Annotated in this window: 9 protein-coding genes; 4 read left to right on the plus strand and 5 right to left on the minus strand. The window is 73.5% G+C overall.

Annotated features, from left to right (window positions below):
- Positions 1-117: 117 nt before the first annotated feature.
- Together O7634_RS03345 and otsB are read left to right on the plus strand one after the other, a co-directional pair.
- Complete coding sequence (locus O7634_RS03345; protein ID WP_278148699.1) at positions 118-1,518, plus strand: trehalose-6-phosphate synthase; 1,401 nt, start codon at positions 118-120, stop codon at positions 1,516-1,518.
- Positions 1,515-4,124: a trehalose-phosphatase gene (otsB, locus tag O7634_RS03350; RefSeq protein WP_278148700.1), complete on the plus strand. Its 2,610-nt coding sequence runs from the start codon at positions 1,515-1,517 to the stop codon at positions 4,122-4,124. Before O7634_RS03345 ends, otsB begins: the two co-directional genes overlap by 4 nt.
- 188 nt (positions 4,125-4,312) lie before the next feature.
- Here the strand turns inward: otsB and cobA are convergent, their stop codons facing one another.
- Genes cobA through cobC form a run of 3 tightly spaced genes read right to left on the minus strand, consistent with a single transcriptional unit; the run spans position 4,313 to position 7,718 of the window.
- Positions 4,313-5,563, minus strand: coding sequence for a uroporphyrinogen-III C-methyltransferase (gene cobA / locus O7634_RS03355; RefSeq protein ID WP_278148701.1), 1,251 nt, complete (start codon positions 5,561-5,563; stop codon positions 4,313-4,315).
- Positions 5,560-6,645: a nicotinate-nucleotide--dimethylbenzimidazole phosphoribosyltransferase gene (gene cobT / locus O7634_RS03360; protein ID WP_278153855.1), complete on the minus strand. Its 1,086-nt coding sequence runs from the start codon at positions 6,643-6,645 to the stop codon at positions 5,560-5,562. The genes cobA and cobT overlap by 4 nt, the downstream gene beginning before the upstream one ends.
- Positions 6,645-7,718, minus strand: coding sequence for an Rv2231c family pyridoxal phosphate-dependent protein CobC (gene cobC, locus O7634_RS03365; protein ID WP_278148702.1), 1,074 nt, complete (start codon positions 7,716-7,718; stop codon positions 6,645-6,647). Before cobC ends, cobT begins: the two co-directional genes overlap by 1 nt.
- 121 nt (positions 7,719-7,839) lie before the next feature.
- On the opposite strand from cobC, the gene O7634_RS03370 reads away from it, so the two are divergent.
- Complete coding sequence (locus O7634_RS03370) at positions 7,840-9,969, plus strand: transglycosylase domain-containing protein (protein ID WP_278148703.1); 2,130 nt, start codon at positions 7,840-7,842, stop codon at positions 9,967-9,969.
- A 46-nt stretch (positions 9,970-10,015) separates the two neighbouring features.
- On the opposite strand, the gene O7634_RS03375 is transcribed toward O7634_RS03370, so the two are convergent.
- Positions 10,016-10,585: a GNAT family protein gene (locus O7634_RS03375; RefSeq protein ID WP_278148704.1), complete on the minus strand. Its 570-nt coding sequence runs from the start codon at positions 10,583-10,585 to the stop codon at positions 10,016-10,018.
- Positions 10,582-11,985 (minus strand): cobyrinate a,c-diamide synthase, encoded by a 1,404-nt coding sequence (locus O7634_RS03380; RefSeq protein ID WP_278148705.1) that lies wholly within the window; start codon positions 11,983-11,985, stop codon positions 10,582-10,584. The genes O7634_RS03375 and O7634_RS03380 overlap by 4 nt, the downstream gene beginning before the upstream one ends.
- 182 nt (positions 11,986-12,167) lie before the next feature.
- On the opposite strand from O7634_RS03380, the gene O7634_RS03385 reads away from it, so the two are divergent.
- The gene (locus O7634_RS03385) at positions 12,168-12,989 is read left to right on the plus strand and encodes an SURF1 family protein (RefSeq protein ID WP_278148706.1); all 822 of its coding nucleotides are present in this window, start codon (positions 12,168-12,170) and stop codon (positions 12,987-12,989) included.
- Positions 12,990-13,003: the final 14 nt, after the last annotated feature.

Raw genomic sequence — 13,003 nt, forward strand, 5'->3', positions numbered from 1 at the left:
TTTGGGATTCGGTCGTGCGCACGCGGGTAGGAGACTCCGGCACGAGGCACAAGACGCCGCAGCTACGCTCAGTACGCTCAACGCGGTGGACCCGTCAGTACCCGGAGGTGGCCGATCGTGACCGTCCGTAGCTCCTTTGTCGTAGTGGCGAACCGTCTGCCGGTCGACGAGGTGAGCACACCCGAGGGACGGCAGTGGCGACGCAGCCCGGGTGGGCTGGTCACCGCGCTGCATCCCGTACTCGCCGAACACCAGGGCACCTGGGTCGGCTGGGCCGGCGGCACCGGCGCGGCCCCCGAGCCGTTCGACCTGGAGGGCATCCGGCTGCACCCGGTTCCGCTCAGCGCCGAGGAGTTGGAGCGCTACTACGAGGGCCAGTCGAACGCGACGATCTGGCCGCTCTACCACGACGCGGTGGAGACCCCTGCCTACAAGCGTCGCTGGCGGGAGGCGTACCGCCTGGTCAACGCCCGGTTCGCGGAGGCCGCGGCGGACGTGGCGGCCGAGGGCGCGACGGTATGGGTGCAGGACTACCAGCTCCAACTGGTCCCGGCGATGCTCCGTGAGCTGCGCCCGGACCTGCGGATCGGGTTCTTCCTGCACATCCCGTTCCCACCGATCGAGCTGTTCATGCAGATGCCGTTCCGCACCGAGATCCTGCGCGGCCTGCTCGGCGCCGACCTGGTCGGTTTCCAGCAGCGGCTGGCGGCGCAGAACTTCGTCCGCCTGGCCCGGCACCTCCTCGGGTTGCGCTACGAGGGTCAGATGATCCAGGTCGACGGTCGACAGGTGAAGGCCGGCGCCTTCCCCATCTCGATCGACACCAAGGAGATGGAGCGGCTGGCCGAGGACCCGGCGATCCAGGCCCGGGCCAAGCAGATCCGTGCCGAGCTGGGCGACCCGAAGACGATCATCCTGGGCGTGGACCGGCTGGATTACACGAAGGGCATCGAGCTACGCCTGAAGGCGTTCCGGGAACTGCTGGCTGACGGAAAGCTGACAGTTCCCGACGCGGTTATGGTGCAGGTCGCCACGCCCAGCCGCGAACGTGTCGAGCACTACCAGGCACTTCGAGTCAAGGTAGAGCGCGAGGTTGGTCGGATTAATGGCGAATTCGGCAGGGTCGGCGTGCCGGCGGTGCATTATCTGCATCAGTCGTACAGTCGCAGTGAGCTTGCCGCCATGTACGTAGCCGCCGACGTGATGATGGTGACCCCGCTGCGCGACGGCATGAACCTGGTGGCAAAGGAATACGTAGCATCCCGTGCCGAGCAGGGCGGGGCGCTCGTGCTCAGTGAGTTCGCCGGCGCGGCCACCGAGCTGCGTCAGGCATTCCTATGCAATCCGCACGATCCGGACGCGGTCAAAGACGCCCTGCTCCGGGCCGTGCACGTGGAGAAAACCGAGGCACGCCGCCGGATGCGGACCATGCAACGTCACCTGCGTACCCACGATGTGGGCCACTGGGCCAAGTCGTTCCTCTCGGAGCTGGGAGTTCCCGAGGCGGAGGCCGAGTGAACACGTCCGTCAACGATCAGGTGGCAGTCGCCGCCGGGGTGCTGGACCCCGAGCTGCGCGCCGCCATCGGCCGGATCGCCCGGGTCCCCCAGCTCCTGGTCGCCTGCGACTACGACGGCACACTGGCGCCGATCGTGGAGGACCCGAGCACCGCCGTCCCACTGCCCGAGGCGGTGGCCGCCGTCCGCGCGCTCGCCGCGCTGCCGCAGACCACCGTGGCGGTGGTCTCCGGCCGGGCGCTGCGCGACCTGGCCGCCCTCTCCCGGCTGCCCAGCGAGGTGCACCTCGTCGGCAGTCACGGCTCCGAGTTCGACATCGGCTTCGTCGAACGGCTCTCCCCCGAGCTGGTGGCGGTACGCACCCAGGTGCGCAACGCGCTGCGGGAGATCGCCGCCCAGCACCCCGGCATCCGGCTGGAGCGCAAGCCGGCGAGCGTCGCGATGCACACGCGGGGCGTCGACCCGCAGATCGCCGCGGCGGCCACCGAGGCGGTGCTGAACGGCCCGGCCACCTTCGACGGGGTCACGGTGACCCAGGGCAAGGAGGTCATCGAGCTCTCCGTCGTGGCCACCCACAAGGGCACCGCCGTCGACCAACTGCGTACCCAACTGGCCGCCAGCGCGGTCCTCTTCATCGGTGACGACATCACCGACGAGAACGCGTTCGGCAACCTGCACGGCCCCGACCTGGGCATCAAGATCGGCCCCGGGGACACCCAGGCCGACCACCGGGTGGGCGATCCGCTGGAGGCCGCACGTGTCCTGGGTCTGCTGCTGGAGACCCGGCGGCACTGGCTGTTCGGCGAGCGCGCGGTGCCGATCGAGCGGCACTCCATGCTCGCCAACGGTCGTACCGTCGCACTGCTCACCCCCGAGGCGAAGGTGAGCTGGCTCTGCCACCCCAAGCCGGACTCGGCGGCGATCTTCGCCGACCTGGTCGGCGGCAGTCCGGCCGGCCACTTCAGCGTCGCGCCCGAGCGCGGCGGCATCCCGCTGGGCCAGCGCTACCGCTCCGGCACGATGACAGTGGAGACCCGGTGGTCCGGCCTCACCGTCACCGACTGGCTGGACAAGCCGGCCCGGGAGACCACCCCGGACGACAGCCCGGCGGTCATCACCGGCGACTCGACACTGGTCCGGGTGCTCACCGGCAGCGGCAAGGCCCGGATCGAGTTCGCGCCGCGCCCGGAGTTCGGCCAGGTGGCCGTGCAGTTGCAGCCGCTCGGCGACGGCCTGCTGGTGCTGGGCTCCAACGAGCCGGTCGCGCTCTACGCCCCGGGCGTGCAGTGGGAGGTCCGCAACGACGGCGGGTTCGAGACCGCCAAGGCGGTCGTCGACCTCTCCGCCGCCGGCGGCCAGGTGGTGCTGGAGCTGCGCTTCGGCACGCACAGCCTGGAGCACCACCGGGTGCCGATCCACGAGCGGCAGGCCGCCGCCGAGCAGCCGTGGAAGGACTGGGTCGCCTCGCTGCGGCTGCCGTCCACCTCCCGTGACCTGGTCGCGCGCAGCGCCCTCACCCTGCGCGGGCTCTGCCACGAGGCGACCGGCTCGATCCTGGCCGCGGCCACCACCTCGCTCCCCGAGGAGCTGGGCGGCGTCCGCAACTGGGACTACCGCTACTGCTGGCTGCGCGACGCCGCGCTGACCGCCCGCGCGCTCGTCGACCTCGGCTCCATCGAGGAGGCCGAGGCGTTCCTGCGCTGGGTGGACGGCTGCATCGAGCGGACCGGCGGGCACCCGGAGCGGCTGCACCCGCTCTACACCATCGACGGGTACGAGCTGGGCGCCGAGGCGGTCATCGACACGCTGCCCGGGTACGCCGGGTCCCGCCCGGTCCGGGTCGGCAACCTCGCCAACCACCAGCTCCAGCTCGACGTGTTCGGCCCCATCGCCGACCTGATCGCGGCCGTCGCCGACGCCCGTGGCTCGGTCCGCGAGGACGAGTGGCGGGTCCTGGAGAACATGGTCGAGGCGGTCCGCCGCCGCTGGCACGAGCCCGACCACGGCATCTGGGAGGCCCGGCTGCCACCCCGGCACCACGTCTTCTCCAAGGTGATGTGCTGGATGACAGTCGACCGGGCGCTGCACGTGATGCGCCAGCACGGCGGCGAGGACCGACCCGAGTGGAAGGACCTGCGCGACCGGATCGGCGCCAACGTGCTGGAGCACGGCTGGCACGACGACGTCGAGGCGTACAGCGTCGCGTACGGGGACGAGGACATGGACGCCTCGTCGCTCTGGATCGGCCTCTCCGGCCTGCTCCCGGGTGACGACCCGCGCTTCCTCTCCACGGTCCTGCGGATCGAGGCCGACCTGCGCAGCGGGCCGGTCGTCTACCGCTACCACTGGGACGACGGCCTGCCCGGCCGCGAGGGCGGCTTCCACATCTGCACGGCGTGGCTGATCGAGGCGTACCTGCGCACCGGCCGCCGCACCGACGCCGAGGAGCTTTTCGCGCAGATGGTGCTGACCGCCGGCCCGACCGGGCTGCTCCCCGAGCAGTACGACCCGCTCGCCGAGCGCGGCCTGGGCAACCACCCGCAGGCGTACAGCCACCTCGGGCTGATCCGCTGCGCCCTGCTGCTGGACAACATGCTCAAGCAGTAGATCAAGCACACGAGGGGGGGCCGGAGCGCGCTGAAGCGCCCCGGCCCCCTCTCGTTGTCCGCGCCGATCTTGCACGTTTGGTTGACGAAACGCACCGTTATGCCCCTTATGCCGCAACAACAAGTGCAAGATCGCGGGGGTGGGGTGGGGTGGGGCGGGGGCGGGGGCGGGGTGGGGTGGGGTGCGGGTTAGGTGTTGAGGGCGTGCACCACGTCGCCGATCACGACGACGGCTGGTGGGCGGAGGTCGGCGGCGTGCGCCTCGGCGGCTACCGCGCCGAGTGTCGAGCGGAGCGCTCGCTGGGCTCCGGTGGTGGCCTCCTGGACCACGGCGGCAGACGTCTCGGGAGAGCGGCCGTGGGCGATCAGCGTGGCGGTGATGGCGGCGAGGTTCTTCAGCCCCATCAGGATCACCAGCGTGCCGCGCAGGCCGGCGAGGGCGTCCCAGCGCACCAGCGAGGCCGGTGAGTCGGGTGCCACGTGCCCGGAGACGACGGTGAACTCGTGCGCCACCGACCGGTGGGTGACCGGGATGCCGGCCGCCGCCGGAGCGGCGATCGAGCTGGTCACCCCGGGAACCACCGTCACCGGTACGCCGGCCGCCGCGCACGCCAGCAACTCCTCACCGCCCCGGCCGAAGACGTACGGGTCGCCGCCCTTGAGGCGTACCACGGAGGCGCCGGCCAGCGCCCTCTCGACCAGTATCTGGTTGATCTCCTCCTGCGCCCGGGACGGGCCGTAGGGGATCTTCGAGGCGTCCACCAGCTCGACGTCCGGGCGCAGCTCGTCCAGGAGCAGCCCGGGTACCAGGCGGTCGGCGACCACCACGTCGGCGGCGGTGAGCAGTCGCCAGCCCTTCACCGTGATCAACTCTGGATCACCCGGGCCCGCGCCGACGAGCGCAACCCGACCGGTCCGCCGCCGGCCCGCCGCCCCGGTCGAGGCGTCGGACCGGTCGGGCGTCGGCGGGACTCCGTCGGACACCAGGCGCACGGCGAGCAGGTCCCGGATGGCGTCACGCACTGTCATGGCCCGGCGCGGGTCGCCGCCGCCGAGGACCGCCACGGTGACCGGGCCGTGTCGGGTCACCGCCGGGGTCCAGGCCGTGGCGGCAGTGCGGTCGTCGGCCCGGACGCAGAAGATCCGCCGCTCGGCGGCGACCGCGCTCACCGCGGCCGCCGCGAGCGGATCGTCGATCGCGACCTGGACCAGCCACGCGCCGTCCAGGTCCTCGGGCGCGAACCGGCGCGGCACCCAGTGCAGCCGGCCCGCGTCCACCCGGGCGCGCAGGGCGGGGGTCAGGTCCGGCGCGACGAGCAGCACGTCGGCGCCGGCGTCCAGCAGCGCCGGGACCCGCCGGGTGGCGACCGCGCCGCCGCCCACCACCACCACCCGCCGCCCGTCGAGCCGCAGGCCCAGGGGGTACGGATTCGCTGTCACTTCTCGGCCACCCCGGCGGAGTCGAAGGTGGCCACCTCGTGCAGGACGCGTACCGCGCCGGTGACCACGGGCAGCGCCAGCAGCGCCCCGGTGCCCTCACCGAGACGCAGCCCCAGGTCGATGAGCGGGTCGAGACCCAGGTGACGGAGCGCGACGGTCGCGCCGGGCTCGGCCGACCGGTGACCGGCGACCATTGCCCCGACCGCCGCCGGGGCGAACGCGGTGGCGGCCAGGGCGGCGGAGACAGCGATCACGCCGTCGAGCAGCACCGGCGTGCGACGGGCCGCGGCGCCGAGGATCAGCCCGGCGAGGGCGGCGTGTTCCAGGCCGCCGACGGCGGCCAGCACGCCCAGCGGGTCGGCCGGATCGGGGGTGTGCCGGGCCAGCGCGGCCCGCACCACTGCCACCTTGTGGGCGTACGTCGGGTCGTCGATGCCGGTGCCCCGGCCGGTGGCGTCGAGCGGGTCGACGCCGGTGAACGCGGCGATCAGCGCCGCCGCCGGGGTGGTGTTGGCGATGCCCATGTCACCGGTGAGCAGGATGCCGGCCCCGGCGTCGACCAGCTCGTCGGCGATCCGGATGCCGGTCCGCACCGCCGCCAGCGCCTCGTCCCTAGTGAGGGCGGCGGTCACCGTGAGGTCGCGGGTGCCGCGCCGGACGGGCGCGACGACCAGTCGGGGCGTGGACGGGTCGAGGACGGCCGCGCCGGTTTCCGCACCGACGGCCAGCGGGGCGGCCACGCCGACGTCGACCACGGTGACCGACGCGCCAGCCTGCCGGGCGAACGCGTTGACCACCGCGCCGCCGGCCAGGAAGTTGCCGATCATCTGCGCGGTGACCTCCTGCGGCCACGGGCTCACCCGCTGGGCGTGCACGCCGTGGTCGCCGGCGAAGATCGCCACCGCGACCGGCTCGGGCAGCGGCGGCGGGCAGACCCCGGCCAGGCCGGCGAGGCGTACGGACAGCTCCTCCAGCGCGCCCAGCGAGCCCGCCGGCTTGGTCAGCCGGCCGTGCAGCTCCCGGGCCGCGGCCATGGCCGCCTCGTCCGGCTCCCGGATCGCGGCGATCGTGGTCTCCAGCATCATGCCTCCATGATTTCGCGCAGCACGTCGACGAACGCGTCGGTGGTGTCTCGGTCGCGTACCGCCACCCGCAGCCAGTCCGGGCCGAGGCCGGGGAACGTGTCGCCCCGGCGGACCGCCCAGCCGCGCTCGCGCAGGGCGGACCGTACCCGGCTCGCGCCGGGCACGCGCAGCAGGACGAACGCGCTGGCGGGGCGGCCGACGAGGCGTACGCCGGGCAGGTCGGCGAGGCGCGCGACCAGGTGGTCGCGGTCGGTCGCGAGGTCGGCGGCGATGGCGCGCTCGGCCCGGACCGCGACGGCGCTGGCGCAGGCCGACGCGGCGGCCAGCGCGGGCGTGGAGACGGCCCAGAGCGGCTGGACGGCGGCCAGCCGGGTCAGCAGCTCCGGGGCGCCGAGCAGGTAGCCGATCCGCAGGCCGGCGAGCCCCCAGGTCTTGGTGAGGCTACGCACCACGAGCAGTCCGGGCAGGTCGCGGCGCTCGGCCAGCGACTCCGGTTCGCCGGGATGCCCGGGGGCGATGGTGGTGTCGGCGAACGCCTCGTCCACCACGAGCACCCGGCCGGGACGGGCCAGCGCGGCGATCGTCTCGGCCGGGTGCAGCACCGAGGTCGGGTTCGTCGGGTTGCCGATCATCACCAGGTCGGCGTCGGCGGGCACCCTCGCCGGGTCGAGCCGGAAGTCGTCGGCGACGTCCAGCAGCAACCGCTCGACCGTGTGCCCGGCGGCCCGCAGCGCGGCCTCCGGCTCGGTGAACTGGGGGTGCACCACCACCGGACGGCGAACGCCGCGCAGCGCCTGCGCGATCAGCACGAAGCCCTCGGCCGCGCCCGCGGTGAGCAGCACCTCGTTCGGGTGACGGCGGTGTCGGGCGGCGACCGCCGCCCGCGCGGGCGTCGGGTCCGGGTAGCGCGCCAGGTCGCTCAGGGTCGCGGCGATCGGCTCGGCCAGCCAGGCGGGCGGCGACGCCCGGCGGACGTTGACGGCGAGGTCGATCAGGCCGTCGCCGACCTCCGCGTCGCCGTGGTGGGCGAGGTCCGGCTCGGCCGCGACGGCACTCCGGTGGTCGGACATGTCCGCGATCCTGCCGGGAAGGCGGCCGGGGGAACAGTCGATCCCACCGTAAGCCGCGTCACCACTCGCCGGTTTAAGAGTTCTTCTCATGTACGAATCGGAAATGTCATAACTTGACCCTGTGAGCAACCGACCCCTTGCCGCCGCTGGTCGTCTCGTCCCTCTCCTACGCGCCGGGCTGATCGCCGGCATCGTGATCGCCGCCGCCGCGTACCCCCTCGTCGCCCTGACCGGGATCGGCGCGAAGGCCACCGCGCACGCCGTGGAGCAGAAGACCCGGGTGCTGCGGACGGCGATGCCCGCCGAGACCTCGTACGTCTACGCCCCGGACGGCAAGACCGTGCTGACCATGTTCTACGAGGAGTACCGGCAGTACACGAAGCTGTCCGACATGTCGCCGAACATCCAGCAGGCGATCGTCGCGGCCGAGGACTCCCGCTTCTACCAGCACCACGGCGTCGACCCGAAGGGCGTCGCCCGGGCCTTCGTGTCCAACGCCCGCTCCGGCGGTTCCCAGGGCGCGTCGACGCTGACGATGCAGTACGTGCGGATGGCCCTGCGGGACAGCGCGACCACTCCCAAGGAGGTCCAGGAGGCCACCCAGCAGACCAGCGTCCGCAAGATCAAGGAGATGCGGATGGCGCTGGACCTGGAGAAGGAGCTGAGCAAGGAACAGATCATGGAGCGTTACCTGAACTCGGCGTACTTCGGGCACCGGGCGTACGGCATCTACGCGGCCAGCGAGATCTTCTTCTCCAAGACCCCGAAGGACCTCACCCCGGTCGAGGCCGCCACCCTCGCCGGACTGGTCAAGTCCCCGTCCGAGTACGACCCGGCCGACTCCGACCAGAAGGAGGCCACCGGGCGGCGCAACTACGTGCTGGACCGGATGAGCCAACTCGGCTACCTGTCCCCCGACTCGGCCGCCGCCGCCAAGTCCGAGCCGATCCGGCTGAAGCTGACCACCCCGCCGCACGACTGCGCCGCCGTGCCCGAGAAGTACAACAGCTGGGGGTTCGCCTGCGACTACCTGAAGAACTGGTGGAGCGCCCAGCCCGCGTTCGGCGCGACCCGGCTGGAACGGATGGACAACCTGCGCAGGGGCGGCTACCGGATCGTGCTCAGCCTCGACCCGAAGATCCAGGCGGCGGCGGAGAAGAACGTCGGCGCCAAGGAGGCCACCGGCAGCCCGTTCGCCAACGGCATCGTGGTCTCCGAGCCGGGCACCGGGCGGGTCAAGGCGATGGCGGTGAACCGCACCTACTCGCTGGACCTGGAGGAGAACCCGCAGAGCTCGAACCCGGAGGCCGGGCCGAAGGTGAAGGCCAACTACCCGAACACCGTGGCGCCGCTGCTGGGCGGCGGCGACCTGGCGGGCTACCAGGCCGGGTCGACGTTCAAGATGTTCCCGATGCTGGCCGCCCTGGACGCCGGCATGCCCCTCTCCACGTCCTTCAACGCCCCTCACCGCTACCGGTCCGAGGTCTACGACGGCTGGTCCCCGTCGAACGCCAGCGGGGCGATGACCGGTCAGCAGACCATGTGGTCCGGGTTCGGCAAGTCGGTGAACACCTACTTCGTCTGGCTGGAGGAGAAGGTCGGCGCGGAGCGGGCGGTCCGGTTGGCCGAGCAACTCGGGCTGCGCTGGCGTACCGACGTGGACCGGGACCACGCCTCCCCCGCGAAGGCGTCCAAGTGGGGCGCGTTCACCCTGGGCGTCTCCGACGCCACCCCGTTGGAGATGGCGAACGCGTACGCCGCGATCGCCGCCGACGGCAGGTACTGCGAGGCCATCCCCGTCTCCGCGATCATGAACCGGGACGGCACACCCGCCACGTACGTCACGCCGGGCGGCATCCACCGGGAGGTGGCCAAGCCACGCTGCCGGCAGGTGGTCAGCGCGGACGCCGCGCGGGCGGCCACCGACGCGGCCCGCTGCCCGACCGGCGACACGCCGGCGCGCGGGAGCTGCGGCGGCTGGTCCACCGCCGACAGCGTGCGGGGCACCGTCGGCCGCCCGGTGGCCGGCAAGACCGGTACGACGGACAGCACGCGGTCCGCCTGGTTCGTCGGCTACACACCGGAGCTGGCCGCCGCGAGCTTCATCTCCGATCCGGACAACCCGTTCAACGCGGTCGGTGACGGGCAGTCCCAGATCCCGATCGCGGCCGTCGCGGAGACCCTGCGGGACGGCCTGAAGGGCACCCCGACCCGTCAGTTCACCCCACCGTCCGACGCGATGGTCGGCTGACACCGGGCGACCCGGTTGGCGGCAGGCGACGCCGCCACGGCCCCTGTCAGCGTAGGTCGGCGGCGACGAACGACCAGAGTTCGAGATCGACCCGGCCGCCCCCGGCGAGCCCCGCGTTGCGCAGCAGGCCCTCGTAGCTGAAGCCGGCCTTCTCGGCCACCCGGCGGGAGGCCAGGTTGCCGGGCGCGACCCGCAGCTCGACCCGCTGGAAGCCGTGCTCCAGGATCAACGCGATGGCCACCGCGTCGACGGCCTCGGCGGCCAGGCCGAAGCCCCGCGCCTCCGGCGCCATCGCGTAGGAGACCTCGGTGAGCCGGGCGCCCCAGTCGGTACGCCGTGTCCACAGCGAGCCCACCACCTGGTCGTCCTCCCGCCGCAGCACCGCGTAGTGGTCGCCCTCGCCACTGTCGCGCCGCTGCCGGGCCAGGTCGGTGCACCAGGCGTGTCCGTCGATCGGGCCGGAGTCGTCGGGCAGGGGCAGCCAGCGCCGGGTCAACTTGTCCGCGAAGACCTCCCCGACCGCCGCCGCGTCCGCGGCGGTGAGCTGCCGTACCTCGGTGCGCGGGGTGGAGACGGTCAACGCCGGAAACCGGCGGACCGCCACCTGACCGATCACACCGACGCTCCGGTCGACGGCGTGGGCACCGCCTCGGCCACCGGCTCGGTCGCCGCCGCGGACACCAACCGGCCGGCCGCCGCCGGATGACCGGCCCAGTGCAGGGTGAGCTGCGAGGCGTGCACGTTACGCCACACGAAGCCCTCCGGGCTGCCACCGTCCCAGCTCCACGCCGGGCGCTGGCCGGCCCGCGGGGTCAGCACCGCGCGGTGCGCCTTGTGGCCGACCAGCACCGTGCCGGCGGCGGCCACCACGCTGTCGGTCTGGGCGGTCGCCTCCCGGTAGCCGGCGACCAGGCCGTCGCGGCTCACGCCGACCGCGTCCAGCACGCCGCACATCGGCAGCCCGTCCAGCTCCCGAGCCAGCCAGAGCAGGCCGGCGCCCTCGGCGACCACCGGCCGCCCGGTCCGCGCCAACTCGGCCACCGCGATGCAGAGCCGCCGGTTGGCCGACAACTGCTCGGCGTACGCCTCGGGCAGCGCGCCGCCGACGACGAGCGCCCGGGTGCCGACCGGCAGCGCCTCGTCGCGCAGCGGGTCGATGGTGACGACCTCCGCCCCGGCGGCCCGGAGCAACTCGGTGGTCTCCGGGTGGCTGAAGCTGCCGCCCGGCCCACCGGCGACCGCCACCAGCGGACGGTTCGCCGGGGCGGTGAACGCCCCGAGCGCCTCCTCCGGCGACCAGGCCGGCGCGGGCAGCGGCGGGGCGGATCGGGCCAGCCCGAGCAGTCGCTCCAGGTCGACGGTGGCGGCGACCGCCTCGCCGAGACGGCGGACCGCGCGGGCCGTGTCGGGCGACCCGTCGACCACCGGCGCGACCCCGTGCCGCCGCGACGGCAACACCGCCGGCAGGTCCTGGCGGCGCAGCGCGCCGTAGACCGGCACCCCCACGTCGTCGAGCGCCTCGCGCAGCAACTCCTCGTGCCGCGACGACGCCACCCGGTTGAGGATCACCCCACCGAGCCACAACTGCTCGTCGTACGAGCGGAAGCCGTGCACCAGGGCGGCCACCGACTGACCCATCGCGGCCACGTCGACCACCAGCACCACCGGGCTGCGCAGCGCCGCCGCCGCGGCGGCGGTGGAGTCCTGCTCCGGGCGACCGCCGATCGAGTCGTACAGCCCCATGCCGCCCTGCACCACGGCGAGCCCGGCACCGGCGGCGCCGTGCGCCACCAGCGGGGCGAGCCGGTCGGCGCCGACCAGCCGGGGGTCGATCACCCGGCCGGGCCGGCCGGCGGCGAGGCCGAGGTACGCGGCGTCGACCGGGTCCGGCCCGAGCTTGAACCCGGCGACGTCGACCCCGCGCTCGGCCAGGGCGGCGAGCAGCCCGATCGCCAGCGCGTTCTTGCCATGTCCGGAGGACGGCGCGCTGAGCACCAGGCGCGGCACGACGGTCATCTTCGACTCCTCGCGAGCGACGGCGGGTACGCGACGGGACGACCGAGGCCGATCCGTCGGCGTGACGATACCGGTCCGGCCGAAGGGACGAGCACCGCCAACCGGCGTCGACGGCTCACCCCGACCCCGATCCCGGCCCGGTCCAGGTCAGTGGCGTCGGTCATACGGGTAGCCTCGGTGCCGTGTACCGGTTCCTGCTGAGCCCACGCTGGCTGGGCGCGCTCGCGCTGACCCTGGTCGCCGCCGCCGTCATGGTGTTCCTCGGCAACTGGCAGCTGGACCGCTACCGGGGGCGCACCGAGGTCAACGAGCGGATCGACGCGGGCCTGCGGATGGCACCGGTGCCGCTCACCGACGCGCTGCGTGCCCCCGCCGGCGGCCCGGGCACGACCGGCCCGGCGCCCGCCGAGGAGAAGGTCTGGACCCGGGTCACCGCCACCGGCCGCTACGACCCGGCGAACACGGTGCTGGTCCGGGGCCGGACGGTGGACAGCCGGGTCGGCTTCGAGGTGCTCACCCCGCTGGTGCTGGCCGACGGCACGGCGCTGCTCGTGGACCGGGGCTGGATTCCCCCGGCGCCGGGTGGGGCGACCGCCCAGCCGTCGGTGCCGGCGGTGCCGACCGGTGACGTGACGGTGGTGGGTCGGGTGCACGAGACCGAGAGCGGCGCCGGCGCGGTGGCGCGCCGGGACGGGGTGCTGGAGATCCGGCGCATCGGTGTGTCCCGGCTGGCCGCCGAGATGCCCTATCCGGTCTACGGGGCGTACCTGCTGCTCGACGAGCAGACTCCGGCGGCCGACCCGGTGTTCAAGGCGGTGCCGGTCGGGCACGCCAACAACTGGCAGAACTTCGGCTACGTGGTGCAGTGGTGGCTGTTCGCGGTGATGGCGATCGTCGGCTACGGCTGGGTGGCCCGTCGCGAGGCCCGACGCGCGGCCGGCATCGACACCACCCCGGCTCCCCTGGACCGGGCCGCCGAGCCGACGCCGAGCGCGACCGCCTGACCCGCGTCGCCGTC

It is taken from the genome of Micromonospora sp. WMMD1120, assembly GCF_029626235.1.
Taxonomy (GTDB): domain Bacteria; phylum Actinomycetota; class Actinomycetes; order Mycobacteriales; family Micromonosporaceae; genus Micromonospora.

Coding starts and splice junctions, on each gene's coding strand:
- O7634_RS03380 (WP_278148705.1), bottom strand. CDS start 11,985: ATGACCGTCGTGCCGCGCCTGGTGCTCAGCGCGCCGTCCTCCGGACAT.
- cobC (WP_278148702.1), bottom strand. CDS start 7,718: ATGTCCGACCACCGGAGTGCCGTCGCGGCCGAGCCGGACCTCGCCCAC.
- cobT (WP_278153855.1), bottom strand. CDS start 6,645: ATGCTGGAGACCACGATCGCCGCGATCCGGGAGCCGGACGAGGCGGCC.